Consider the following 24,510-nt stretch of genomic DNA (forward strand, 5'->3'; position numbering starts at 1 on the left):
GGTCACCCGACCCAGTCGATCGACGTGTCGCTTATTCCATTTCCTTGAGCCAGTCCGTGCTCTTGAACCACTTGGCATGGATGCGCGCGTAGCTGCCGTCTTCCTTGGCCTGGCGCAGGTAGTTGTTGATCCAGTTGAGGCTGTCGTAATCGGCTTTCTTCAGGCCGAAGGCCAGGGGCTCGTAGGTGAAGGGCTCTTCCAGGAACGCCAGCTTGCCGGCGCCGGCCTTGTTCACCGCCACCACGTTGTAGGGTGCGTCGTAAATGAAGGCATCGGCCTTGCCGTTGACCACGTCCATCACTGCTTCCTGCTCGTTGTCGAAGCCGTGGTACTGGGCCTTGGCGATCAGCTTCTTGGCGACCATTTCGCCGGTGGTACCGATCTTCGAGGTGATGCGGTACTTGGCATCGTTCAGGTCCTTGTAGGACTTGATCTCGCCTTGCAGCTCCTTGCGGACCAGCAGGGTCTGGCCGACCACGATGAAGGGCTCGGAGAAGTTGATGCGCAGGTTGCGCTCCTGGGTCAGGGTCATGCCGGAACCGATCATGTCGAACTTGTCGGTCAGCAGCGCCGGGATGATGCCGTCGTAGCTGGTGGACACCAGCTCCAGCTTGACGCCCATGGACTTGGCCATGGCCTTCAACAGGTCGACTTCGAAGCCGATGATCTCGCCGCGCTTGTTGGTCATCTCGAAGGGCATGTAGGTCGGGTCCATGCCGACCCGCAACGTGCCGCGCTTGACAGCATCATCGATGGCACCGGCATGGGCCGAGAGCCCGGTGAGCATGCAGCCCGAAAGTACAAGCAACGACAGGATCTTTCTCATGGTTATCTCTTCTTGTTGAGGGAGGCTTAGGAACGTACAGGTACTTAATTGCACGATCCTGTATATACATGTAAGCAAAACATAAGCCAACCCAGCAGCCGAGGCGGAAATCGCCGTGCCGCAATGAAGTCAGGGAAGTTTCAAAAACACAGGTCCGCGCCTCGTGGATCGGCTTGTTACTCCCCGTTACTTCTGATGGGAAATTTATTCCCGTTGTGCATGAGCGGTCGGAAATCGTTGTAGGCCGGTTCCGGACAAGCCGAGCGTTCACCAGGCCGCGCAGAGTCCTTCCAGGGCAGGATCGAGGGTGACGATGGCATCGGCCTTGGGCATACTGTCGACCCCTTTCAAACCCCATCCAGGAGCCCAGCATGTTCAAGGTCAACGAGTACTTCGACGGCACCGTCAAATCCATCGCCTTCGGCATGACCGAAGGCCCGGCCACCATCGGCGTGATGGCCGCTGGCGAATACGAATTCGGCACCAGCCAGCTGGAAGTGATGCACGTCATCGCCGGCGCCCTGACCGTGAAACTGCCGGGCAGCGACAGCTGGGACACCTTCGCCGCCGGTAGCAAGTTCACCGTTCCGGCCAACAGCAAGTTCCAGCTGAAGGTGGCTCAGGACACCGCTTACCTCTGCGAATACCGCTGAGGTTCGATGGTTGTGAAAAAGCCCCGCGATGCGGGGCTTTTTTGTGGTCGTTTGCTGGATAGAGGATTGGCAGATTTGTATGAGTGCCCTTGAGTGGCACCGCGCAGCTGGGCGCTTCCCTCACCCCCGGCCCCTCTCCCAGAGGTAGAGGGGTGACCCGCGTCGGCGAGTGCACAGCGATCCTGAAGCCACCGAGTAAAAGCGGTGGGGCGGCGACTTCGCCCCTTCAGGAGGCCGAGCGGAATCGTTGCAGAGGGGGACGAGCGGCATGGATGCCGCGAGAGGCGTGCGGGGCCAGGGATGGCCCCTCACGCCGGGCCCCCCGGCGCAACGATGGAGCGCGGGCACCCGGCGAAGCCGGGCCGGATGCAGGGGCAAGCCTTTTGGTTCCTTTTTTGGGGGCGGCCATCCGTCGTTTGAAAAAGGGACTCGCCCGGGAGGGCGAAACAGAGACCCGAAGCCCGCTCGGCAACGAGCTGAACGCCCCTCCCTTACGCCAGATTGCCAATCCGGCATTCCTGACCATGAAAAAACCGGCCAAGCGGCCGGTTCTTCATTTCCGCCGAAGCCTCAGATCAGATTCGGCTCCATCTCCAGCTCCACCCCGAACTTCGCCACGATATCCGCACGAATGCGCTGGGCCAGCGCATGGAGCTGGCTGCCGGTGGCGGCGCCGTAGTTCACCAACACCAGGGCCTGCAGCCGATGCACACCCGCATCGCCATCACGGAAACCCTTCCAGCCGGCGCGCTCGATCAGCCAGCCCGCCGCCAGTTTCACCAGGCCGTCGCCCTGCGGGTAAGCCACCAGGTCGGGGTGCGCGGCCTTCAGCCGTTCGGCCTGCTCGCCACTGACGAGCGGATTCTTGAAGAAGCTGCCGGCATTGCCCAGCTCCATCGGGTCCGGCAGCTTCTCGCTGCGAATGGCGCAGACGGCGCGGCTGACGTCCTTTGGCGTAGGCGTCTCGATACCTTCGTCGCGCAGACGCTGACGCACTGGGCCATAGTCCAGATGCAGCTGCGCGGCGCGGCTGAGATTGAAGCGCACCCGCAGGATCAGCCAGCGACCGGCTTCGCGCTTGAACAAGCTGTCGCGATAGGCGAACTGGCAGTCCTCCAGGCCGAACTCGCGCAGCTCGCCGGTTTGCCGGTCGAGCGCGGTAAGTCCCGCGAACACGTCCTTGAGCTCGACACCATAGGCACCGATGTTCTGCATGGGCGCGGCACCCACGGTGCCGGGGATCAGGCTGAGGTTTTCCAGGCCGCCCAGTCCCTGCTCCAGGGTCCAGAGCACCAAGGGATGCCAGGGCTCGCCCGCTTCGGCCTCGAGCACGACCTTCTCGCCATCGTCGGCCAGCAGGCGAATACCGCGGCTGGCCATGCGCAGCACCAGGGCCTCTACATCGCGGGTCAGCAGCAGGTTGCTGCCACCGCCTATCACCAGCAGCGGCAGGCTGCGATCGGCGGCCAGGGCAAGCGCCTCGCGCACCTGGACATCATCATGGGCTTCGGCGAACAGCCGCGCCTTCACGTCCACGCCGAAGGTGTTGTAGGGCTTGAGGGACAGGTTTTCCTGCAGGACCAGACTCACAGGCGCCCCTTTATTTCCAGGATCAGCGCGTCGCAGGCCTGCTCCACCAGGTCGAGCACCGCCTCGAAACCCTCTTCGCCGCCGTAATACGGGTCGGGCACTTCATCCAGGGCCAACTGGTAGCGGCGCAGGAACAGGTCCAGTTCCGAGGCAGCCGCGGAGGGACGCAGCCGACGCAGGTTGGCCAGATTGCTCTCGTCCATCGCCAGAATCAGATCGAAGTGACCAAAGTCGTCGACGGCCACCTGGCGCGCCCGCAGTTGCGAAAGGTCATAGCCACGGCGCTGGGCGGCCACGCGGGTGCGGGCATCCGGGGCCTTGCCCACGTGCCAGTCACCGGTGCCGGCGGAATCCACCTGCACCTGCCCGTCCAGGCCCGCTTCACGCAGCTTGTGCCGCAGCACACCTTCAGCAGTCGGCGAACGGCAGATATTGCCGAGACAAACGAAAAGAACGCGCATCAGGCCCCCAGCAGGCGCCGGACGCGCTCGAGATCTTCCGGGGTATCGACACCGGCGGGAGGCGCTTCCTGGGCGTCGGCCACATGGATGCGTACCCCATGCCAGAGCGCCCGCAGCTGCTCCAGGCACTCGGTGTTCTCCAGCCAGCACGGTCCCCAGGCGACGAAATCATGGAGAAAGCCGGCGCGGTAGGCATAGATGCCGATATGGCGGCGATAGGGCACGTCCACCGGCAGTTGATCGCGGCTGGCGGCAAAGGCATCGCGGGCCCAGGGCAACGGCGCGCGGCTGAAGGTCAGGGCCAGGCCGCTCCGGTCGGCGGACACTTTCACCACGTTGGGGTTGAACAGCGCCTGGACGTCGCCGATCGGCTCGGCCAGGGTGGCGATGCCGGCTTCCGGGTGAGCCGCAAGATTCGCCGCCACCTGGTCGATGATGGCCGGCGGGATCAGCGGCTCATCGCCCTGCACGTTGACCACGATGGCGTCGCTGGCCAGGCCCAACTGGCTGGCCACCTCGGCCAGCCGGTCGGTACCGGAATTATGGTCGGCGCGAGTCAGCAGCACCTCCGCGCCGAAAGCCTGGCAGGCTTCGACAATGCGCGCATCGTCAGTGGCCACCACCACACGCTCGGCGGAGCTGCGGCGCGCCTGCTCCCAGACGTGCTGGATCATCGGCTTGCCGGCGATGTCCTGCAGCGGCTTGCCCGGCAGGCGGGTGGAGGCGAAGCGGGCGGGAATGACGACGGTGAAGGCCTGGGTCATTTGTCCAGACGCTCGTCGACATTCAGGGTACGGGCCTCGCCTTCGAGCATCACCGGGATGCCGTCGCGCACCGGGAAGGCCAGGGCATCGGCCCGGCAGATCAGTTCGCTCTTGTCATCGGCCAGTTTCAGCGGGCCCTTGCACAGGGGACAGGCGAGAATATCGAGGAGTTTCGGGTCCATGGGAAATCCTTGGGACGTCGGCCCGGAGGCCACGTTAGGTTAGAAGTGGTCAGGCAGCAGGCGGGCCAGCTGCCCGTCGAACCAGGTGACGAAGGCCGACGACGGCACGGCGTCCACCGCCAGGTACCACCAGTCAGCGGCCGCGAAGGCCCGGCACTTCACCGCGTCCTTCTCGGTCATGACCACGGGCAGCGGCGGCGTGAAGCTGAGGGCCTCCCGGCCATAGACCGCGTGATCGGCGAAGGGGTGCGGAATCGGCCGCCAGTTTAGCGCCTCCAGGGTTCTGAAGAAACGCTGGGGGTTGCCGATGCCGGCCACCGCATGGACCTCCTGACCCGCCGGGAAGCGGTGCAAGCCAACGCGCTCGCCGCTCTGCAGATTGACCAGCACGCTCGGTCGCAGGGTGAACGCGAAGCCTTCGGCGGAATCGGACTCAGCGCCATTGCGTAACACCGCATCCACCTCGTCCAGGCGCTCCGGCGGCTCGCGCAGCGGGCCGGCCGGCAGGCAGCGGCGATTGCCCAGGCCGCGGGCAGCGTCGATCAGCACCAGTTCCAGGTCACGCGCCATGCGGTAATGCTGCAGGCCATCGTCGCTGAGGATCAGGTCCAGCTGCTCCTGTGCCAGCAGGGCCTGCACCGCGCGGGAACGGTCCGGGTCGATCATCAGCGGCACGCCGCTGCGCTGCACGATCAGCAGCGGCTCGTCACCGGCCTGCTCCGCCCCCTGCTCCGCGCGCACGCGCCAGGGCAGTTGTGGTGGCTTGGCGCCATAGCCGCGGCTGACCACGCCCACGCGCAATCCACGCGCACGGCAGTGCTCGATCAGCCAGAGGATCATGGGTGTCTTGCCGGTGCCGCCGACGGTGATATTGCCGACCACGATCAGGGGAACCGGCGGGCGGAAGCTGTTGCCCTGCCCCGCCAGGAAGGCCGCGCGCTTGCGCTCGGCGACCCGCCGGTAGAGCCACTCCAGCGGCGCCAGCAGGCCGAGGGCCGGGTGGCCCCGGTACCAGGCGTCCAGCAGGCGGTCGGAAAAGGCCATCAGGGTTGCTTGGCCGCGTCGGCCTCGACGGTCGTCATGCGCAGATGGCTGAAGCCCAGCTTGCCGGCAGCATCCATGGCGGTGACCACCGACTGGTGGGTGGTGCGGGCATCGGCGGTGATGACCAGCGGCAGGCTGTTATCGCCTTCCGACTCGCGGCCCATGGCGGTGATCAGGGTCGCCAGGTCGCTTTTCACCAGGTTCTGGCCATTGAGCGAATACTGGCCATCGGCAGCGATGGCGAGCTCCAGGGTCTTGAGCTGGGTTTCCTCGGGCGGGGTGCCGCTCACGGCCTCGGGCAGCTCGATCTTCAGCTGGTTGGGCTTGCTGAAAGTGGTGGTCACCACGAAGAACAGCAGCAGCACGAAGATCACGTCGATCAACGAGGTGAGGTTGAGGAACACCTCTTCGCGGGCGACATTGCCCGCCCGGCGGCGGAACTTCACGCTTTGCCTTCCTCTACGAAGTCGACTTCACGATCACCCTGGACCACTTCCACCAGTTTGATCGCCTCCTGCTCCATGGCCACCACCAACTCGTCGACGCGACGCAGCAGGTAGCGATGGAAGAACACCGCCGGAATGGCCACGATCAGGCCAGCGGCAGTGGTGACCAGGGCCTTGGCAATACCGCCGGCCAGGATCGGCGCGTTGGCCATGCCGTTTTCCATGAAGCCGCCGAAGATGTCGATCATGCCGAACACGGTGCCCAGCAGGCCCAGCAACGGCGCCATGGCAGCGATGGTGCCCAGGGCATTGAGGTAACGCTCCAGTTCGTGGATGACCCGGCTGGCGGCCTCCTCGATGCATTCCTTCATGATCTCGCGGCCATGCTTGGAGTTGGCCAGGCCGGCGGCAAGCACCTCGCCCAGGGGCGACGAAGCACGCAGCTCCTTGAGCTTCTGGCTGCTCAGCTGCTTGTCCTTGATCTGACGCCAGACCTGACCCAGCAGGTGCGGTGGCGAAACCCGGCTGATGCGCAGGGTCCAGAGGCGTTCGGCAATGATCGCAGTGGCGGCGATGGAACACAGAATGATCGGCAGCATCATCCAGCCACCGGCTTTGACCAACTCCCACACGGTAGGAAATCCCCTTCAAAAAAGTGGCGCCACTCTAGCACAGGGTCGGGCGCTCGCCGACCGGCCCGGTTCTCATTTTTCCCTCCAGAACACGGAGTTTTCCCGTTCTTTTTCAACCTCCCCATGGGCGCCGAGACGCACCAGCAAGGCCCCCTCCAGGGCCGTATCGTGAATCTCCGCCGGCAACGCGCGAACACGTGAAACGACCAACGGGTGGGGATGCCCGAAAGCATTCTGGTGGCCGCGCGATATCAATACCTTCTGCGGCGCCACGGCACGGAGGAAGAAGCCGCTGGTGGAGGTGCGGCTGCCATGGTGACCCGCGACCAGCCAGCGTGCCGCCAGCGGCTGGCCACTGGCGATCCAGGCCGCTTCGCCACGGGAGCCCAGGTCGCCGCTGAGCAGGATACGTTCCCCATTGGCCTCGACGGCCAGCACACAGGAGCTCTCGTTGCTGTCGCCGGTCCAGGGTCGGTGCCAGATGAGGAACTTCACCCCATCCCAGGTCCAGGCATCCCCAGCCGCGCAGGGTGCCGCGCCCAGTGCGCCCGGCAGGCTGTCGGATTCGCCACTGATTACCCGGTCGACGGCCAGCCCCTGACTGACCGCCAGGGCGCCGCCGGCGTGATCGGCGTGGGCATGGCTGATCAGCATCAAGTCCAGCCGCGTCACCCCCAGGCCGCGCAGGACCGGCACCACCACCCGTGCACCGATATCGAAGTCGCCCTGGCGCGGCCCGGCGTCGTAGAGCAGCGCATGCTCACGCGTGCGGACCAGCACCGCCAGCCCCTGCCCCACATCCAGCACGCGGACTTCCGCCTGGCCGGGCGAGGGGCGCTCCAACGGCGGGAACAGCATCGGCAGCAACAATGCCAGGCCGAGGGCGCGCAGCGGCAGGCCGGCCGGTGCGATGACCAGCAAGGTTCCCAGGGCACCCAGCAACCAGGCCCAGGGAGGCACTTGCGCAGGTATCCAGGCCGGCAAGCGGGCCGCCGCCCAGTCCAGCACCTGGAACAGTAGCTCCAAGGCGCCACCACCCAGCCAGAGCAGGGTTTCGCCCACCAGGGGAACCGGAAGCGACAAGGTACCCAGCAGGCCGAGCGGCAGCACGACCAGGCTGACCCAAGGCACCGCCAGCAGGTTGGCCAGGGGGCCGCTTAGGCTGATCGGCAAGGCCAGCGCCAACAGCAACGGCATCAATCCCAGTCCCATCACCCACTGGGCGCGCCACCAGGTCCACCACCAGCGCCAGGCGCCCAGGCGACCGGCAAAGGTCAGGATCAGCAGCCCGACCGCACCGAATGACAGCCAGAAGCCCGGCTGCAACACCACCAGCGGCTCGGCCAGCGACACGGCGCAGAGCGCGACGAGCAAGGGCAGGAAGAAGCCGAGATGGCGAAAGCGCAGGCGCCAGAGCAGCACCACGGCAATCATCACGCAGGCACGCCGCACCGGCACATCGAACCCCGCCAGCATCCCGTAGCCCAGGCCACCGGCGAACGCCAGGGCGCAGGCACAGGGCAGCCAGGGCAGGCGCCGTGGCCAGAAGCCGAAACGCGCCAGGGCGGCCACCAGGCCGTAGAGCACGCCGGCGAACAGCGTGATGTGCTGGCCGGAGATCACCATCAGGTGGGTGGTGCCGGTGTCCTGCAACAGACGCCAGTCCCGCTCCTGCAGCCCGGAACCGTCTCCCAGCACCAGTGCGGCGAGCCCTCCCGCGCGGCCATGGGCCTCCACCTGCAATAAGCGCTGGCGCAGGCCGTCGCGCCAGGCGGCAAACCCCGTGGCCGGCTGCAGGCGCTCCCCGGCCTTCACCGACCCGGTCGCGCCTATCCGCCGCGCCAGCAGCCAGGCCTCGTAATCGAAGGTGGCCGGATTGACCAGGCCCTGCGGCTGCTTGAGCCTGACCGCGAGGCGCCAGCGCTCGCCGGCGAGGATCGGCGGGCCGTCGCGCCACGACAGGCGCAGGCGCGTCGGCAGCGGTCCACGCCGGGCGGCAAGGTCCTCCAGCTCGAAGCGGATCACGCCACCGGCCGAGGCCGGCAGCCCCACTACCCTGCCCTCCAGCCAGCGGACCTGGCCGTCCAGCTCCGGGTCCAGCCGGTCGTCCAGCGCCCACTGGGCGCTCAGGCAGGCCCAGCCGAGGCCGATCAGGAAAAGGCCCAGGCGCCAGGTGCGCCCTGTGAGCAGCAGGAACCCGAGAATCAGCTGGACAGTCAGCCACCAGACCGGTGGCAAGGCCGGCATCCAGCGTAATAGAAGAAGGCCCGCCGCCAGTGCGGACAAGCCAGATAGCATGGGCATTCCGATCCCCGTCCCTGGGAGCGGGTCGCTGTTCCGCGCCCGATCGGCCGTCCTGGCCGACACCTCCCGTTAATCCGCCGACACAAAGTGACCCGGCGATGTCATTTTCATGTGTGCATAATACCCGGCGCTATCGTCCGCCAGAGACAGTCCATGCCGCGTCGCATCTTCAAACGCTACATGCCGAATCCGGACACCATCAGGGAACACAAGTCCCTGCGTTTTCTCGGCAAACTGATCCATGACCCGAACCTCTGGCACCTCAATCGCCATTCGGTCGCCCGCGCAATGGCCATGGGCCTGTTCGCCGCCTTCGTGCCCATTCCCATGCAGATGCTGCTGGCCGCCGCCCTCGCCATTATGGTCCGCGCCAACCTGCCGATCTCGGTCGGCCTGGTCTGGCTGACCAACCCGATCACCATGCCGCCGGTGTTCTACTGCACCTACAAGATGGGCGCGTGGATCTTGCAGATTTCTCCACGGCCCCTACCCGACGAACTGACCTGGGAATGGATCACCCAGGAACTTTCCACCCTCTGGCAGCCCTTTCTCCTAGGCTCGCTGGTCTGCGGCGTGCTGGTGGGCGCCCTGGCCTACATGCTGACCATGCTCTACTGGCGCTGGTGGGTCGGCCACAGCTGGCGCAAGCGCCAGAAGGCGCGGCGGGAAGCCAGCCGCTGAAGTGAACATCCACGTCCGAAGAACCTGGACTTGCTTTTGCCCCCTATAAGGGGGCGGGGCCTACCTACGCACCTGCGGCACAATTCCGGCACTTGCCCCACCGTAGGGTGCGCCATGCGCACCGATCGCGGGATCAGCCCCTGCGCCTCGCTCAACCCTTGGTGCGCACGGCGCACCCTACCTGATCAGCTCCGTCGCTCCAGGTTACCCATGACCGTCCTCACGATTCCCCAAGTTCAAATGAAAAAACGCCGCATTCGATGCGGCGTTTTTCATTGGAGCCCTACCCCTCACTCGTAGCGCAGTGCTTCGGCGGGCTGGGTCTGGGCCGCGCGCCACGCCGGATAGAGCGTGGCGAGGAAGCTCAGCAACAGCGCCGCGAAGCAGATCAGCAGCACATCGCCCACCTGCAGCTCGGACGGCAGGTAGCTGACGAAATAGACGTCGGAGCTGAAGATCTGCCGGCCGCTGGCGCGCTCCAGGGCGGCAATCCACTGGCTGACGTTGAGCGCCGTGATGACGCCCAGCACGGTGCCCAGCAGGGTGCCGATGGTGCCGATCACGCTGCCCTGGACCATGAACACGGCCATGATCTGCCGTGGTGTGGCGCCCAGGGTACGGAGGATGGCGATGTCCGCGCGCTTGTCGGCGACCACCATTATGAGAGTGGCGATGATGTTGAAGGCGGCGACCGCGACGATCAGCAGCAGCAGCAGGCCGATCATGGTCTTCTCCATCTTCATCGCACTGAACAGACTGCCCTGGGTGTGGGTCCAGTCCTCGGCGCGATAGCCCTGGCCGAGTTCGGCGGCGATCTCTCGCGACACCTCCGGCGCCTGGTAAAGGTCCTTCAGGGCGATTCGCACGCTCTGCACCTGGCCTTCTTTCAGGCGCTGGATCGCGGAGGCGTCGGCAATGTTGATCAGCGCCAGGGAGCTGTCCAGTTCGGCACCCACCTTGAACACACCCACCACATTCAGGCGCTGCATGCGCGGGGTGATGCCGCCCGGCGCACTGCTCACCTCGGGAACGATCAGGGTCAGCTTGTCACCGACATTGAGGCGGAAGCGCCGCGCGGTGATCTCGCCGATGACGATGCCGGACTCGCCCGGCTTCAGGGCAGCCAGATCGCCCTGCACCATGTGCTTGCCGATGATGGAAACCCTGGTCTCTTCCGTCGGGTCGATGCCATTGATCTGCACCGGCTGCATCATGCCCCGGTGGGACAGCATCCCTTCCAGCTCGGCAAAGGGCACCGCGCCCACCACCTCCGGATGCTTCATGGCGGCATCGGCTACCCGGCGCCAGTCATCCAGGGGCTGCTCCGCGCTCAAGGTGGCATGGGACACCATGCCGAGGATGCGCGAGCGCATTTCCTTCTGGAAGCCGTTCATCACCGAGAGCACCACGATCATGGCCAGCACACCCAGGGCCAGGCCGATCATCGAGGTCAGCGAGATGAAGGAAATGTAGTGGTTGCGGCGCTTGGCGCGGGTATAGCGCGTGCCGATGAAGATCGGGAGAGGTCTGAACATCTCAGGCAGCCACCAGTCGGCCTTCTTCCAGGCGCAGCACGCGGTCCATCTGGCCAGCCAGCTGCGGGTCGTGGGTCACCACCAGGAAGGCGGTGCGCAAGGAGCCGCTGAGCTCCAGCATCAGTTCCTGGATGCCGTGGGCGGTGTGCTGGTCGAGGTTGCCGGTGGGCTCGTCGAGCAGCACCAGGGCCGGGTTGTTGACCAGGGCACGGGCGATGGCGACGCGCTGGCGCTCGCCGCCGGACAGTTCCGCCGGTTTGTGCGACAGCCGATGGCCCAGGCCCACACGCTCCAGCAGCGCGATGGCGCGCTGGCGCGCTTCGCCGATGGCGGTGCGGCCGATCAGCAGCGGCATGCAGACGTTCTCCAGGGCGGTGAACTCGGGCAGCAAGTGGTGGAACTGGTAGACGAAACCCAGGGCGCGGTTGCGCAGCAGGCCACGGGCAGTCTCGCTGAGGGCGGACAATTCCTCCCCGGCCAGCCAGACGCTGCCCTTGCTCGGGGTGTCCAGGCCGCCCAGCATGTTCAGCAGGGTGCTCTTGCCGGAGCCCGAGCTGCCGACAATGGCCACCCGCTCGCCCGGATGCAGCTCCAGCTCGACGCTGGACAGCACTTCGACGGTCTGCGGACCTTCCTCGTAGCTCTTGCTCAGGTTGCGGCAACTCAGGACTGCCTTGTTACTCATAGCGCAAAGCCTCTGCTGGCTGGGTGCGCGAGGCACGCCAGGCGGGATATAGGGTGGCGAGGAAGCTCAGGACCAGCGCGGCCGAACAGACCAGCACCACGTCCTCGGCCATCAGCTGGGACGGCAGGTAGTCGATGAAATAGACATCGGCATTGAGGAACTTGTGCCCCAGGACGCGCTCCAGCAGCGCGATGGCGTCGCTCACATTGAGCGCGGCGAGGATGCCCAGCACGCCGCCGATCAGGGTGCCGACCACGCCGATCACCGTGCCCTGGACCATGAAGATGCCCATGATCTGTTTCGGCGTGGCGCCCAGGGTACGGAGGATGGCGATGTCACCACGCTTGTCGGTCACCACCATCACCAGAGTGGAGATGATGTTGAAGGCGGCCACGGCCACGATCAGCAGCAGCAGCAGGCCGATCATGGCCTTTTCCATCTTGATCGCCTGGTAGAGGTTGCCGTGGGTGCGGGTCCAGTCGCGGGCGTAGAAATCCTCGCCCTTGAGCTCGCCGGCGATCTGCCAGGCCACCTGGGGCGCCTGGAACAGGTCATTCAGCTTCAGGCGCAGGCCCTGCACCTGGTTTGGCTGCCAGCGCTTGAGGCGGGCGACGTCGGACAGGTTGCCGATGGCGAGGTAGCCATCCAGTTCGCCGGCGCCGACATGGAAGATGCCGACGACGGTGAAGCGCTTCATGCGCGGGAATACGCCGGCCGGGGTCACGGCCACCTCCGGCAGCACGAAGGTCACCTTGTCACCCAGGCCGACGCCGAGCTTGCTGGCCGCACGGTCGCCGATGACGATGCCGAACTCGCCGGCCTTGAGGTCCGCCAGGCTGCCTTCGCGGAAGAAGGCGCCAATGATGGAGACCTTGGCCTCTTCCACCGGGTCCACCGCATTGACCAGCACCTTCTGCACCTTGCCGTCGGCGGTCAGCAGGCCCTGGACCTGGGTATAGGGCGCCACGGCCTGCACCTGGGCATGGCGCGCCACGCCTTGGGCCAGCTTGCGCCAGTCGTTGATGGGGACTGCGGATTCCACCGTGGCGTGAGGCACCATGCCCAGGACACGGGTACGCATCTCATGGTCGAAGCCATTCATGACCGACAGCACCAGGATCATCACCAGCACGCCCAGGGCGAGGCCGATCATCGATGTCAGGGAAATGAAGGAGACGAAGTAGCTGCGGCGCTTGGCGCGCGTGTAGCGGGCGCCTATGTACAGGGACAGCGGTCTGAACATGGAAATGGAGTTCGCTGGCGAAAGAAGGGACGTCCTTGTGGCGAGGCTTGGCGAGCAGCGTTTACACTCAAATTCCGTTCATGATCTGCAGCAAAGCCATGCGGCGCTGCAAACGGGCTCGCGAGATACGGAACAGCTCTTCGACAACCACTGCTGCCATGGGTTCGCCATGTCGACACGAGACGCGGATGACCGCCGCGAATACTACCGCATCGAAGACTCGATCGCACTGGAAATTCACCCGCTGAAACAGGGCGAAACAGCTGATGAAAGCAGCATCGACAGCCCTTCCCGGCTGTTCGGCCTGCTCAGCGAACTGCACCTGATGGACTTCGAATCCCAGCACCTGTTGCGGCACATCCACGAACGTGATCGCACCCTGGCCAGCTACCTGAAGGTCATCAACAAGCGCATCGACCTGCTCGGCCAGGCTCTGGCCCAGAGCCTGCTGCGCGACATTGGTCCGGCCCGTCAGGTGACCCTGTCCGAAGGCGGCATCGCCTTCGGTAGCCCGCACCCCATCGAGCCGGGCAGCCAGCTGGCGATCAGGATGGTGCTGATGCCCCAGGCCCTTGGCCTCGCGCTGCATGCCGTGGTGGTCCACAACCAGCTGCGCGAGGACGGCCAGTTCGACATCGGCACCGAATTCGAATCCCTGACCGATGCCCAGCGCCAATTGCTGGCACGGCACATCCTGCAGAAGCAGGCCCAGCAGCGACGCCTGGCCCGCGAACGTTCTTCCCCTACCAGCTGAGACCCCATGCATGATGCGCCCCGGCCTGCTGCTGGCCTGCCTCCTCCTCGCGCTGCCTATCGGTGCTGAAACCCTCTCTATCCCGGTTGGCACCCAAGGCGACCAGGGCCTTGCATTGCCGGCCCGGGGCGATAGCCAGCGCGCCGTGCTGGAGCGCTTCGGCCTCCCCGACAAGGAACATCCCGCGGTGGGCAAGCCGCCCATCAGCCGCTGGGACTACCGCGATTTCTCGGTTTATTTCGAAAGCGGACGGGTCGTCGACAGCGTCCGCAACCACCAACCCAGAGCACCAAGGGAATACAAGTGACCCTGATCTACGGCCATCGAGGCGCAAAGGGCGAATGCCCGGAAAATACCCTGGCCAGCTTCCGGCAATGCCTGTCACATGACGTGAAGCGTTGCGAGCTGGACCTGCACCTGTCCCGCGACGGCGAGCTGATGGTCATCCACGACCCCAGCCTGAAGCGCACCACCGGCCGGCGCGGCAAGGTCGTGGAGCACGATGCCGAGGAACTGGTGACCTATGACGCACGCCTGGGCGGCCCGGGCTGGCACCAGCCCTGCCCCATTCCCCGCCTGTCGACCCTGTTCGAACACTGCGATTTCGAGCACTGGCAGCTGGAAGTGAAGAGCGCATCGCGGGTGCGCGCCGCACGTACCGTCCTGGCGATCCAGGAACTGGTCGAACGCCATGGCCTGATGGACAAGGTCACCGTCACCTCCAGCTCGCGGGAGGTACTGCGTGCGCTGAACCGGCTGACGCCGAAGCTGTCTCGTGGCCTGGTGGCGGAGTACGCCTGGCTCGATCCGCTGAAGGTCGCCAAGCACCACGGCTGCAACCTGCTGGCACTGAACTGGACGCTGTGCACGCCGGAACGCCTGCTGCGGGCACAGAAGGAAGGACTGCACGTGTCGGTGTGGACGGTGAACGAGCCGGCCCTGATGCGCCGGCTCGCCGACTTCGGCGTGGACAGCATCATCACCGACTTCCCAGGCCTGGCGGCGAATACCCTGCAGCGCTGACCATGGCGCTGAAGGTGGAAATCCACTTTGTGGATTTCCACCCTACGAAGTTCCGAGCACCTTGTAGGGTGGATAGCGCTTTTCTTTCCACCATCGTCCTCGGCAGGGCAAAGAAAAACCGGCCGCAAGGGCCGGTTTTTTCATCGCGTTGCCTGATCAGAAGCTCTCCCGGTTCGGCCAGCGCCACAGGCGCGGATCACCGAGAGGGTCCTCCCCGGCCGGTTCAGGCGCCCGGCCGGTGCCGCTCAAAAAAGCCGGTTGAGGCCATCGAACGCGGCGACCCGGTAGGCTTCCGCCATGGTCGGGTAGTTGAAGGTGGTGTTGACGAAGTACTTGATGGTATTCGCCTCGCCCTTCTGGTTCATGATTGCCTGGCCGATGTGCACGATCTCCGAGGCCTGGTAGCCGAAGCAGTGCACGCCAAGGATTTCCAGGGTTTCGCGGTGGAAGAGGATCTTCAGCATGCCCACCGGCTCGTGGGAGATCTGCGCACGGGCCATGCCCTTGAAGAAGGCCTTACCCACCTCGTAGGGGATCTTCGCCTGGGTCAGTTCCTTCTCGGTCTTACCGATGGAGCTGATCTCCGGAATGGTGTAGATGCCGGTCGGCACGTCATCGACGAAGCGCCAGCTGTCATTCTCCACTGCACTGCCAGCGGCGGAGCGGCCCTGGTCAGCAGCCGCACTGGCCAGGCTCGGCCAGCCGATCACATCGCCGGCGGCGAAAATGTTGCTGACTTCGGTGCGGTAGTACTGGTCGACGTTGATCTGGCCGCGGCTGTTGACCGTGATGCCGATATTTTCCAGGCCCAGCTTGTCGGTGTTGCCGGTACGGCCGTTACACCACAGCAGGCAGTCGGCCTTGATCTTCTTGCCGGACTTGAGGTGCAGGATCACCCCATTCTCCAGACCCTCGATGCGCTCGTACTCCTCGTTGTGGCGAATCAGCACGTTGTTGTTGCGCAGGTGGTAGCTGAGGGCGTCGGAGATTTCGTCGTCGAGGAAGCTGAGCAGCTGATCACGGTTGTCGATCAGGTCCACCAGCACGCCCAGGCCACTGAAGATCGAGGCGTACTCGGAACCAATGACGCCGGCTCCGTAGATGATGATGCGGCGCGGCGTGTGGGTCAGGCTGAGGATGGTGTCGCTGTCGTAGATGCGCGGATGGTGGAAGTCGACGTCCGCCGGGCGATAGGGGCGCGAGCCGGTGGCGACGATGATCTGCTTGGCCACCAGTTTTTCCACCACACCGCTGGTGCAGACCACTTCCACCGTCTGCTCGTCGGAGAAGCTGGCGGTACCGAAGAACACGTCGACGCGGTTGCGCGCGTAGAAGCCGGTGCGCGAGGCGACCTGCTTGGAGATCACCCGCTCGGCGCTCTTCAACACATCGGGGAAGGAGAACCAGCGCGGCTCGCCGATCTGGCGGAACAGCGGGTTGGTGTTGTACTGCATGATCTGCCGTACCGAGTGGCGCAGGGCCTTGGACGGGATGGTGCCCAGGTGGGTGCAGTTGCCGCCGACCAGAGGACGGTTGTCCACCACCGCCACCTTGCGCCCGGCCTTGGCGGCGTTCATCGCCGCACCTTCACCCGCCGGGCCGGAACCCAGCACCACTACGTCGTAGTTGTAGACAGCCATGCTTACTCCTTATAACGGGCCGGGGCGCCCTCTGGCGCCCCCGGCTAGGTCCGCGGTTAACGACACCGCGGAATTCGGAACCTGTCTCGGCGATCCCGCGCGGGATCTTGAACTGGCGTGCAGCTTAGCCAAGCCGCTTGGCGCTGCACATTAGCGCTTGGTCGCGTCGTAGGCGAGTGTTGATTCCACTACATGGTAGCCCTGCTCTGTTTCCCAGCTCGCAACAATGAGAACAAGGGCTTGCCGGCGACACCTTCAGCGCTCGAACAACTCGCGGAAACGGCGGCTTTCCCGGGTAACGAAGCCGTCTCCCGCACGGGTCACGAAGAAGGCGGAGATGCCGTGGCTTTCCGCGTAAGCCAATCCCCTGTCCGGTCCCAGCACCAGCAGCAGAGTCGACAGACCGTCCGCCCGCAGCGCCGATTCGTCCACCACGGTGACCTCCGCGAGTGCGTGACTAGTGGGCGCCCCCGTCTTCGGATCCAGGGTGTGGGAGTATCGCTTGCCACCCTTTTCAAAGTAATTGCGATAGTCGCCGGATGTGGAGACACCCAGTCCGTCCAACGGGATGATCTTCTGCGCCACCTGGCGATCGTCCCGCGGGGCTTCGATGGCGATGCGCCAAGGCGTGCCATCGGGCTTGCGGCCGAAGGCTTTCAACTCTCCGGTGATCTCCACCAGGGCGCTGGTGACACCCAGTTCGCCCAGGCGCGCCGTGACGCGATCCACCGCATAGCCGGCGGCGATGCTGTTGAAATCCAGTTGCACCGCCGCATCCTTGCACAGTTCCTGTCCGCGCATACGCAAGTGTCCCTGCCCCACATCCGCCATCACCGCGGCGATGGCTTCGCCGCCAGGCACCTGGTCGCCGCGGGACTGCGGCCCGAAGCCCCAGAGATTCAGCAGCGGTTCAAGGGTGATATCGAATGCGCCGCCGCTTTCCCTGGACAGCTCGCCAGCAAAGCGCACCAACTCCAGCATCTGCGCCGGCAACGCCATGCAGCTGCCGGCCGGCAGCGCGTTGAAGCGCTCCACCACGGAATCGGCGCGGTAGGTGGACATCTGCAGGTCGACCTCGGCGAGGATGCCCTCCACTTCGCCGCGTGCCTGTTCCACCGCGGGACCGGAGGCGCCGCGCACGTACTTCACCGAGTAACTGCTGCCCATGGTGGGGCCGCCGAACTGCTCCAGGCGGTCGTCGCAGCCGGCCAGCAGCAGGCAGGCCGGAAGCGCGAGCACCCACCGCCGGGTCATGGCGGGACTCGAAATCGACAGACTGCCCATGGAATCCTCGCAAGCGATGAAGGCCATTGCCACAAAAGGAAACGGGAGCACCTGGCTCCCGTTTTCTGTCCCCTGCTCGTTACTGTGCGGTCGCCCGCTGGGCGGAGCGCTTGAAGAAGTAGCAGACGGCGATCAGCCCCAGCCAGAACGGAATGGCGTAGACCGACACGTTGATGCCCGGGATCATCAGCATCACCCCCAGGATCAGCGCAACGAACGCCAGGCAGAGGTAGTTGCCGAGGGGATACCAGAGTGCCTTGAAGAACGGCTGGATGCCCTGGGCTTGCAGAGTCTTGCGGAACTTCAGGTGGGACAGGCTGATCATCGCCCAGTTGATCACCAGGGCCGCCACGACCAGGGCCATCAGCAACTCCAGGGCCTTCTGCGGCGCCAGGTAGTTGACCACCACGCAGAGCATGGTGACCAGCGCGGAGAGACCAATGGCGAGCACCGGCACGCCGCGATCGTCGACCTTCATCAGCGCCTTGGGCGCATCGCCCTGCTCCGCCAGGCCGTATAGCATCCGGCTGTTGGCATAAACGCCGCTGTTGTAGACCGACAGGGCCGCTGTCAGCACCACGAAGTTGAGAATGTGCGCCGCCACGTCGCTGCCGATCAGCGAGAAAATCTGCACGAAGGGGCTGCCGCTGTAGGGGTCGCCCGCGGCGCCCAGGGTTTCCAGCAGCTTGTCCCAGGGGTAGAGCATCAGCAGCACACTGAGTGCGCCGATATAGAAGATCAGGATGCGGTAGATCACCTGATTGATCGCCTTGGGGATCACCTTCTTCGGCTCGCTGGCCTCGGCGGCGGTGATGCCCACCAGCTCCAGGCCGCCGAACGAGAACATGATGATGGCCAGCACCATCACCAGGCCTTCAAGGCCATTGGGGAAGAAGCCACCATGGCTCCAGAGGTTGTCGACCGCCGCCTGCGGGCCGCCCTCGCCGCTGATCAGCAGGTAGAGACCGAGGACGATCATGCCGATGATGGCCACCACCTTGATCAGCGCGAACCAGAACTCCGCTTCGCCAAAGGCCTTCACGTTGGTCAGGTTGATCAGGTTGATCAGCACAAAGAAGACCGCGGCCGAAGCCCAGGTGGGTACTTCGGGCCACCAGAACTGGACGTACTTGCCCACTGCCGTCAGCTCGGCCATGCCCACCAGCACGTAGAGCACCCAGTAGTTCCAGCCGGAAAGGAAACCGGCATAGCCGCCCCAGTACTTGTGGGCGAAGTGGCTGAAGGAACCTGCAACCGGCTCCTCGACGATCATTTCGCCGAGCTGGCGCATGATCAGGAAAGCGAAGAAACCGGCAATGGCGTAGCCGAGAATCATCGATGGCCCCGCCGACTTGAGCACCCCGGCCGAGCCCAGGAACAGGCCGGTACCAATGGCGCCGCCCAGCGCGATAAGCTGGATGTGGCGGTTTTTCAGGCCCCTTTTGAGCGGCCCTTGGTGAAGGTGATGTCCTTCCATCTGGGAAATCCCCAAGCGATTCTTGTTATCCGATTACAGACGCAAAAATGAAAAACGGGAGCCCGAGAGCTCCCGTTTTTCATGGTTGACCAGCGTAGAGCCTGTTCACGATCTCGCGAGCTAGAGAAGAACAAGGCGAAAATGGCTGAGGACGCGGAGTTTACGAGCTGTAAATGAGCAGTCCGAAGCCATTTTCAACGCAGTTATTCCGACGCGCAGCAGAGCGTGAACTGGCTCTTAGTGCGGGAAAGCCGGCGGGTTCACCCCTGCCATATCTTCCATCACACGAACCACCTGGCAGCTGTAACCGAACTCGTTGTCGTACCAGACGTACAGGACAACGCGGTTGTCGTTGCAGATGGTGGCTTCGGCATCCACCACGCCAGCGTGGCGGGAACCGACGAAGTCCGAGGACACCACTTCCTGGGAGGAGACGTAGTCGATCTGCTTGTGCAGGTCCGAGTGCATGGCAGCGTTGCGCAGGTACTCGTTGATCTCTTCGCGGGTGGTGGCCTTCTCCAGGTTCAGGTTGAGGATGGCCATGGAGACGTTCGGCGTCGGTACGCGGATGGCGTTGCCGGTCAGCTTGCCTTTCAGCACCGGCAGGGCCTTGGCGGCGGCGGTGGCGGCACCGGTCTCGGTGATCACCATGTTCAGCGGAGCGCTGCGGCCGCGGCGGCTGCCCTTGTGGAAGTTGTCGATCAGGTTCTGGTCGTTGGTGTACGAGTGAACGGTTTCGACGTGGCCGTTGATGATGCCGAACTGGTCGTTGACCGCTTTCAGCACCGGCACGATGGCGTTGGTGGTGCAGGAAGCCGCGGAGACGATCTTGTCGTCAGCGGTGATGTCGCCATGGTTGATGCCGTGGACGATGTTCTTCAGCGCGCCCTTGCCCGGAGCGGTCAGGACCACGCGATCGATACCCGGGCACTTCAGGTGCTGGCCCAGGCCATCGGCGTCGCGCCACTTGCCGGTGTTGTCCACCAGCAGGGCGTTCTTGATGCCGTAGGCGGTGTAGTCGATCGAGGCCGGATCGTTGGAGTAGATCACCTGGATCAGGTTGCCGTTGGCGGTCAGGGTGTTGTGTTCTTCGTCGATGACGATGGTGCCGTCGAACGGGCCGTGTACGGAGTCGCGGCGCAGCAGGCTGGCACGCTTGACCAGGTCGTTCTCGGCGCCCTTGCGCACGACAATGGCGCGCAGGCGCAGGCCGTCGCCACCACCGGTCTTCTCGATCAGGATGCGCGCCAGCAGGCGACCGATACGGCCGAAGCCGTAGAGGACGACGTCGGTGCCTTCACGGGGGGCGCCGTTCTGCTTGCCGACCACGTCGGCCAGTTCGTCCTTGGTGAACTGCTCGATGCTGCGGCCATTACCTTCGGCCTTGAACTTGGCGACCATCTTGCCCAGGTCCACGGAGGCGGCGCCCAGCTTGAGCTCGCTCATGACCTTGAGGATGGGGAAGGTCTCGTGGACCGACAGCTCGGCCTCGTCGGCAAGGCGGTGGCGCGCGAAGCGGTGGGCCTTGAGGATGGCAATCACGGAGCGGTTGATCAGGCCACGGCCATAGATCGAAGTCACAACGTTGTTGTTGCGATAGAGCTGGCCGATCATCGGAATCATGGCTTCCGCGAGGGCTTCACGATCGATCCATTCACCGAGACACTGGTCGGGCTTCTGAGTCACGGGCAGTACCTTCCACATATGTAGGGGATGAAAAAAGGGGCTACATTATGACGGCGCGCGTAGGCGTCGGCAATCAGTAGCAGCCTGAAGACTGACATCCGCTAGTCGGGATAGTTACAATCCGCCGATCATTTTTCTGACCGGAGCCCCCCTTGCCCGCGTCCGTATTGCGCCTCCCGCCCCTGCCCTCCGCCGCTGGCAAGCAGCAATGGGGCAACCTCCCCGGTGCCGCCCTGAGCCTGGCGATTGCCGAAGCGGCCAGCGCCGGCAAGCGCTTCACCCTGCTGCTCACCGCCGACAGCCAGACCGCCGAGCGCCTGGAACAGGAACTGGGCTTCTTCGCCCCGGACCTGGATGTCCTGCACTTTCCCGACTGGGAAACCCTGCCCTACGACCTGTTCTCGCCGCACCAGGACATCATTTCCCAGCGCGTCGACACCCTTTACCGGTTGCCCGGGGTCAAGCGCGGCGTGCTGGTGGTGCCCATCACCACCGCCTTGCACCGCCTGGCGCCGACCCGCTTCCTGCTGGGTTCGAGCCTGGTGCTGGATGTCGGCCAGAAACTGGACGTGGAGCAGATGCGCCTGCGCCTGGAGGCGGCGGGCTACCGCTGCGTGGATACCGTCTACGAACACGGCGAGTTCGCCGTACGCGGCGCATTGATCGACCTCTTCCCGATGGGCAGCGACCTGCCCTACCGCATCGACCTGTTCGATGACGAGATCGAAACCCTGCGCACCTTCGACCCGGAAACCCAGCGCTCGGTGGACAAGGTGGAATCGATCCGCCTATTGCCGGCCCGCGAGTTCCCCCTGGACAAGAAGGCCGTCACCGACTTCCGCGGCCGCTTCCGCGAACGCTTCGACGTCGATTTCCGCCGCTGCCCCATCTATCAGGACCTGGCCAGCGGCATCACCCCGGCCGGCATCGAGTACTACCTGCCGCTGTTCTTCGAACAGAGCGCCACCCTCTTCGATTACCTGCCGGCGGACACCCAGGTGTTTTCCCTGCCAGGTATCGAGCAGGCCGCCGAGCAGTTCTGGACCGATGTGCGCAACCGCTATGAGGAGCGCCGCGTCGATCCCGAACGCCCCCTGGTACCGCCCGTCGAGGTGTTCCTGCCGGTGGAGGATTGCTTCGCCCGCCTCAAGGGCTCGCCGCGCCTGGTGCTGAGCCAGGAAGACATCGAGCCCGGCGTCGGCCGTGAACGTTTCTCCGCCCGCGCCCTGCCTGACCTTGCGATCCAGGCCAAGGCCACCGAACCCCTGGCCGCCCTGCGCCGCTTCATCGAGGAGTTCCCCGGCCGCGTGCTGTTCAGCGCCGAATCCGCCGGGCGCCGCGAGGTGCTGCTGGAAATGCTCGCCCGCCTCAAGCTGCGCCCGCAGGAAGTCGAGGGCTGGCCGGCGTTCATCACCAGCTCCGAGCGCCTGGCCATTACCATCGCCCCCCTGGACGAAGGCCTGCTGCTGGATGACCCGGGGCTGGCGCTGATCGCCGAGAGCCCCTTGTTCGGCCAACGCGTGATGCAGCGCCGCCGCCGCGAACGCCGTGGCGATGCCGGCGACAACGTGATCAAGAACCTCGCCGAGCTGCGCGAGGGCGCGCCCGTGGTGCACATCGACCACGGTGTCGGTCGCTACCTGGGCCTGATCACCCTGGAAATCGACGGCCAGGCCGCCGAATTCCTCGCCCTGCAATACGCCGAGGAAGCCAAGCTCTACGTGCCGGTGGCCAGCCTGCACCTGATCGCCCGCTACACCGGCAGCGACGACGCCCTGGCGCCGCTGCACCGCCTGGGCTCGGAAACCTGGCAGAAGGCCAAGCGCAAGGCCGCCGAGCAGGTGCGCGACGTTGCCGCCGAACTGTTGGACGTCTATGCCCGCCGCGCCGCCCGCGAAGGCTATGCGTTCAAGGACCCCAAGGCCGATTACGCCACCTTCTCCGCCGGCTTCCCCTTCGAGGAGACCCCCGACCAGCAGGCCGCCATCGAAGCCGTGGTGGCCGACATGCTGACCCCCAAGCCCATGGACCGCCTGGTCTGCGGCGACGTCGGCTTCGGCAAGACCGAAGTCGCCATGCGCGCCGCCTTCGTCGCGGTGCACAGCGGCAAGCAGGTCGCCGTGCTGGTCCCCACCACCCTGCTCGCCCAGCAGCACTACAACAGCTTCCGCGACCGCTTCGCCGACTGGCCGGTGAGCGTGGAAGTGATGAGCCGCTTCAAGTCGGCCAAGGAAGTGGAAGGCGCGGCGCAGCAGCTGGCTGAAGGCAAGATCGACATCATCATCGGCACCCACAAGCTGCTGCAGGACGATGTGCGCTTCAAGAACCTGGGCCTGGCCATCATCGATGAAGAACACCGCTTCGGCGTGCGCCAGAAGGAACAACTGAAGTCCCTGCGCAGCGAGGTGGACATCCTCACCCTCACCGCCACGCCGATCCCGCGCACCCTGAACATGGCCGTGGCGGGCATGCGCGACCTGTCCATCATCGCCACGCCGCCGGCACGCCGCCTGTCGGTGCGGACCTTCGTCATAGAGCGGCAGAAGACCGCGATCAAGGAAGCCCTGCTCCGCGAGCTGCTACGCGGCGGCCAGGTCTACTACCTGCACAACGAGGTGGCGACCATCGAGAAATGCGCCGCCGAGCTGGCCGAACTGGTGCCGGAGGCGCGCATCGCCGTCGGCCACGGACAGATGCGCGAGCGCGAACTCGAACAGGTGATGAGCGACTTCTACCACAAGCGCTTCAACGTGCTGGTGGCGTCCACCATCATCGAGACCGGCATCGACGTGCCCAGCGCCAACACCATCGTCATCGAGCGCGCCGACAAGTTCGGCCTGGCCCAGCTGCACCAGCTGCGCGGCCGGGTCGGACGCAGTCACCACCAGGCCTACGCCTACCTGCTGACGCCGCCACGCAAGCAGATGACCGACGACGCGCAGAAGCGCCTGGAGGCCATTGCCAATGCCCAGGACCTGGGCGCCGGCTTCGTGCTGGCCACCCACGACCTGGAAATCCGCGGCGCCGGCGAACTGCTGGGCGAAGGCCAGAGCGGCCAGATCCAGGCCGTCGGCTTCACCCTCTATATGGAAATGCTCGAACGGGCGGTGAAGGCCATCCGCAAGGGCGAGCAGCCGAACCTGGAACAGCCGCTGGGCGGCGGGCCGGAGATCAACCTGCGCGTGCCCGCGCTGATTCCCGAGGACTACCTGCCGGATGTGCACGCGCGCCTGATTCTCTACAAGCGCATCGCCTCGGCCGCCGACGAGGACGGCCTGAAGGAACTGCAGGTGGAGATGATCGACCGCTTCGGCCTGCTGCCCGAGCCCAGCAAGCATCTGGTGCGCCTGACCCTGCTCAAGCTGCAGGCGGAGAAGCTCGGCATCAAGAAAGTCGACGCGGGCCCGCAAGGTGGCCGCATCGAATTCGCCGCCGACACCTGCGTCGACCCGCTGGTGCTGATCAAGCTGATCCAGGGCCAGCCCAAGCGCTATAAGTTCGAAGGCGCCACCCAGTTCAAGTTCCAGGTGCCCATGGAACGCCCGGAAGAACGCTTCAACACCCTTGAAGCGCTGTTCGAACGCCTGACCCCGCAGTAGT

The 24,510-nt window shown here is 65.0% G+C and carries 22 protein-coding genes; 6 read left to right on the forward strand and 16 right to left on the reverse strand.

Annotated elements, in window-relative coordinates; translation table 11 throughout:
- Positions 1–31 precede the first annotated feature (31 nt).
- Positions 32–826 carry a transporter substrate-binding domain-containing protein gene (locus ACFW0H_RS22245; RefSeq protein WP_422916020.1) on the reverse strand — a complete coding sequence of 265 codons (795 nt, stop codon included), beginning with the start codon at positions 824–826 and terminating at the stop codon, positions 32–34.
- A 371-nt stretch (positions 827–1,197) separates the two neighbouring features.
- On the opposite strand from ACFW0H_RS22245, the gene ppnP reads away from it, so the two are divergent.
- Positions 1,198–1,479, forward strand: coding sequence for a pyrimidine/purine nucleoside phosphorylase (gene ppnP, locus ACFW0H_RS22250; protein WP_422916021.1), 282 nt, complete (start codon positions 1,198–1,200; stop codon positions 1,477–1,479).
- 570 nt (positions 1,480–2,049) lie between these two features.
- Here the strand turns inward: ppnP and murB are convergent.
- The 8 genes from murB to ACFW0H_RS22290 form a co-directional block, all read right to left on the reverse strand.
- Positions 2,050–3,069 carry a UDP-N-acetylmuramate dehydrogenase gene (murB, locus tag ACFW0H_RS22255; protein ID WP_422916022.1) on the reverse strand — a complete coding sequence of 340 codons (1,020 nt, stop codon included), beginning with the start codon at positions 3,067–3,069 and terminating at the stop codon, positions 2,050–2,052.
- Positions 3,066–3,530, reverse strand: coding sequence for a low molecular weight protein-tyrosine-phosphatase (locus ACFW0H_RS22260; RefSeq protein ID WP_422916023.1), 465 nt, complete (start codon positions 3,528–3,530; stop codon positions 3,066–3,068). The genes murB and ACFW0H_RS22260 overlap by 4 nt, the downstream gene beginning before the upstream one ends.
- Positions 3,530–4,294, reverse strand: a complete 765-nt coding sequence (gene kdsB / locus ACFW0H_RS22265) for a 3-deoxy-manno-octulosonate cytidylyltransferase (RefSeq protein WP_422916024.1) — start codon at positions 4,292–4,294, stop codon at positions 3,530–3,532. Before kdsB ends, ACFW0H_RS22260 begins: the two co-directional genes overlap by 1 nt.
- Positions 4,291–4,476, reverse strand: coding sequence for a Trm112 family protein (locus ACFW0H_RS22270; protein ID WP_377695700.1), 186 nt, complete (start codon positions 4,474–4,476; stop codon positions 4,291–4,293). The genes kdsB and ACFW0H_RS22270 overlap by 4 nt, the downstream gene beginning before the upstream one ends.
- Before the next feature lie 39 nt (positions 4,477–4,515).
- Positions 4,516–5,520 (reverse strand): tetraacyldisaccharide 4'-kinase, encoded by a 1,005-nt coding sequence (gene lpxK / locus ACFW0H_RS22275; protein WP_422916025.1) that lies wholly within the window; start codon positions 5,518–5,520, stop codon positions 4,516–4,518.
- On the reverse strand, positions 5,520–5,966 hold the full coding sequence (locus ACFW0H_RS22280; RefSeq protein ID WP_422916026.1) for an ExbD/TolR family protein: 447 nt from the start codon (positions 5,964–5,966) through the stop codon (positions 5,520–5,522). Before ACFW0H_RS22280 ends, lpxK begins: the two co-directional genes overlap by 1 nt.
- Positions 5,963–6,598, reverse strand: a complete 636-nt coding sequence (locus ACFW0H_RS22285; protein ID WP_422916027.1) for a MotA/TolQ/ExbB proton channel family protein — start codon at positions 6,596–6,598, stop codon at positions 5,963–5,965. The genes ACFW0H_RS22280 and ACFW0H_RS22285 overlap by 4 nt, the downstream gene beginning before the upstream one ends.
- Before the next feature lie 72 nt (positions 6,599–6,670).
- Positions 6,671–8,896: a DNA internalization-related competence protein ComEC/Rec2 gene (locus tag ACFW0H_RS22290; protein ID WP_422916076.1), complete on the reverse strand. Its 2,226-nt coding sequence runs from the start codon at positions 8,894–8,896 to the stop codon at positions 6,671–6,673.
- 159 nt (positions 8,897–9,055) lie between these two features.
- On the opposite strand from ACFW0H_RS22290, the gene ACFW0H_RS22295 reads away from it, so the two are divergent.
- Complete coding sequence (locus tag ACFW0H_RS22295) at positions 9,056–9,583, forward strand: DUF2062 domain-containing protein (protein ID WP_422916028.1); 528 nt, start codon at positions 9,056–9,058, stop codon at positions 9,581–9,583.
- 290 nt (positions 9,584–9,873) lie between these two features.
- Here ACFW0H_RS22295 and ACFW0H_RS22300 read toward each other — a convergent pair whose 3' ends face one another.
- Genes ACFW0H_RS22300 through ACFW0H_RS22310 form a run of 3 tightly spaced genes read right to left on the reverse strand, consistent with a single transcriptional unit; the run spans position 9,874 to position 13,046 of the window.
- Complete coding sequence (locus ACFW0H_RS22300; RefSeq protein WP_422916029.1) at positions 9,874–11,118, reverse strand: lipoprotein-releasing ABC transporter permease subunit; 1,245 nt, start codon at positions 11,116–11,118, stop codon at positions 9,874–9,876.
- A gap of 1 nt (position 11,119) precedes the next feature.
- A complete protein-coding gene (gene lolD, locus ACFW0H_RS22305; protein WP_422916030.1) occupies positions 11,120–11,803 on the reverse strand; it encodes a lipoprotein-releasing ABC transporter ATP-binding protein LolD in 684 nt (227 codons plus the stop codon).
- On the reverse strand, positions 11,796–13,046 hold the full coding sequence (locus ACFW0H_RS22310; protein WP_422916031.1) for a lipoprotein-releasing ABC transporter permease subunit: 1,251 nt from the start codon (positions 13,044–13,046) through the stop codon (positions 11,796–11,798). The genes lolD and ACFW0H_RS22310 overlap by 8 nt, the downstream gene beginning before the upstream one ends.
- A gap of 169 nt (positions 13,047–13,215) precedes the next feature.
- Here ACFW0H_RS22310 and ACFW0H_RS22315 point away from each other — a divergent pair, with 169 nt between their 5' ends.
- The 3 genes from ACFW0H_RS22315 to ACFW0H_RS22325 are packed head-to-tail and all read left to right on the forward strand — an operon-like array spanning position 13,216 to position 14,823.
- The gene (locus tag ACFW0H_RS22315; protein WP_422916032.1) at positions 13,216–13,800 is read left to right on the forward strand and encodes a PilZ domain-containing protein; all 585 of its coding nucleotides are present in this window, start codon (positions 13,216–13,218) and stop codon (positions 13,798–13,800) included.
- Positions 13,801–13,810: 10 nt separating this feature from the next.
- A complete protein-coding gene (locus ACFW0H_RS22320) occupies positions 13,811–14,107 on the forward strand; it encodes a phosphodiesterase (protein ID WP_422916033.1) in 297 nt (98 codons plus the stop codon).
- Positions 14,104–14,823: a glycerophosphodiester phosphodiesterase gene (locus tag ACFW0H_RS22325; RefSeq protein WP_422916034.1), complete on the forward strand. Its 720-nt coding sequence runs from the start codon at positions 14,104–14,106 to the stop codon at positions 14,821–14,823. Before ACFW0H_RS22320 ends, ACFW0H_RS22325 begins: the two co-directional genes overlap by 4 nt.
- 245 nt (positions 14,824–15,068) lie before the next feature.
- On the opposite strand, the gene sthA is transcribed toward ACFW0H_RS22325, so the two are convergent.
- The 4 genes from sthA to ACFW0H_RS22345 form a co-directional block, all read right to left on the reverse strand.
- Positions 15,069–16,463 (reverse strand): Si-specific NAD(P)(+) transhydrogenase, encoded by a 1,395-nt coding sequence (gene sthA, locus ACFW0H_RS22330; protein ID WP_422916035.1) that lies wholly within the window; start codon positions 16,461–16,463, stop codon positions 15,069–15,071.
- A gap of 255 nt (positions 16,464–16,718) precedes the next feature.
- On the reverse strand, positions 16,719–17,717 hold the full coding sequence (locus ACFW0H_RS22335; protein WP_422916036.1) for an FAD:protein FMN transferase: 999 nt from the start codon (positions 17,715–17,717) through the stop codon (positions 16,719–16,721).
- Between the two features lie 109 nt (positions 17,718–17,826).
- Positions 17,827–19,224 (reverse strand): amino acid permease, encoded by a 1,398-nt coding sequence (locus ACFW0H_RS22340; protein WP_422916037.1) that lies wholly within the window; start codon positions 19,222–19,224, stop codon positions 17,827–17,829.
- A gap of 237 nt (positions 19,225–19,461) precedes the next feature.
- On the reverse strand, positions 19,462–20,928 hold the full coding sequence (locus tag ACFW0H_RS22345) for a glyceraldehyde-3-phosphate dehydrogenase (RefSeq protein ID WP_422916038.1): 1,467 nt from the start codon (positions 20,926–20,928) through the stop codon (positions 19,462–19,464).
- Positions 20,929–21,062: 134 nt separating this feature from the next.
- Here ACFW0H_RS22345 and mfd point away from each other — a divergent pair, with 134 nt between their 5' ends.
- The gene (mfd, locus tag ACFW0H_RS22350) at positions 21,063–24,509 is read left to right on the forward strand and encodes a transcription-repair coupling factor (RefSeq protein WP_422916039.1); all 3,447 of its coding nucleotides are present in this window, start codon (positions 21,063–21,065) and stop codon (positions 24,507–24,509) included.
- Position 24,510: the final 1 nt, after the last annotated feature.

The sequence above is a fragment of the Metapseudomonas cellulosilytica genome (assembly GCF_049334135.1).
Classification (GTDB): Bacteria; Pseudomonadota; Gammaproteobacteria; order Pseudomonadales; family Pseudomonadaceae; genus Metapseudomonas.

Coding starts and splice junctions, on each gene's coding strand:
- ACFW0H_RS22245 (WP_422916020.1), bottom strand. CDS start 826: ATGAGAAAGATCCTGTCGTTGCTTGTACTTTCGGGCTGCATGCTCACC.
- ppnP (WP_422916021.1), top strand. CDS start 1,198: ATGTTCAAGGTCAACGAGTACTTCGACGGCACCGTCAAATCCATCGCC.
- ACFW0H_RS22260 (WP_422916023.1), bottom strand. CDS start 3,530: ATGCGCGTTCTTTTCGTTTGTCTCGGCAATATCTGCCGTTCGCCGACT.
- kdsB (WP_422916024.1), bottom strand. CDS start 4,294: ATGACCCAGGCCTTCACCGTCGTCATTCCCGCCCGCTTCGCCTCCACC.
- ACFW0H_RS22270 (WP_377695700.1), bottom strand. CDS start 4,476: ATGGACCCGAAACTCCTCGATATTCTCGCCTGTCCCCTGTGCAAGGGC.
- lpxK (WP_422916025.1), bottom strand. CDS start 5,520: ATGGCCTTTTCCGACCGCCTGCTGGACGCCTGGTACCGGGGCCACCCG.
- ACFW0H_RS22290 (WP_422916076.1), bottom strand. CDS start 8,896: ATGCTATCTGGCTTGTCCGCACTGGCGGCGGGCCTTCTTCTATTACGC.
- ACFW0H_RS22295 (WP_422916028.1), top strand. CDS start 9,056: ATGCCGCGTCGCATCTTCAAACGCTACATGCCGAATCCGGACACCATC.
- ACFW0H_RS22300 (WP_422916029.1), bottom strand. CDS start 11,118: ATGTTCAGACCTCTCCCGATCTTCATCGGCACGCGCTATACCCGCGCC.
- lolD (WP_422916030.1), bottom strand. CDS start 11,803: ATGAGTAACAAGGCAGTCCTGAGTTGCCGCAACCTGAGCAAGAGCTAC.
- ACFW0H_RS22310 (WP_422916031.1), bottom strand. CDS start 13,046: ATGTTCAGACCGCTGTCCCTGTACATAGGCGCCCGCTACACGCGCGCC.
- ACFW0H_RS22315 (WP_422916032.1), top strand. CDS start 13,216: ATGTCGACACGAGACGCGGATGACCGCCGCGAATACTACCGCATCGAA.
- ACFW0H_RS22320 (WP_422916033.1), top strand. CDS start 13,811: ATGATGCGCCCCGGCCTGCTGCTGGCCTGCCTCCTCCTCGCGCTGCCT.
- sthA (WP_422916035.1), bottom strand. CDS start 16,463: ATGGCTGTCTACAACTACGACGTAGTGGTGCTGGGTTCCGGCCCGGCG.
- ACFW0H_RS22335 (WP_422916036.1), bottom strand. CDS start 17,717: ATGACCCGGCGGTGGGTGCTCGCGCTTCCGGCCTGCCTGCTGCTGGCC.
- ACFW0H_RS22340 (WP_422916037.1), bottom strand. CDS start 19,224: ATGGAAGGACATCACCTTCACCAAGGGCCGCTCAAAAGGGGCCTGAAA.
- ACFW0H_RS22345 (WP_422916038.1), bottom strand. CDS start 20,928: ATGTGGAAGGTACTGCCCGTGACTCAGAAGCCCGACCAGTGTCTCGGT.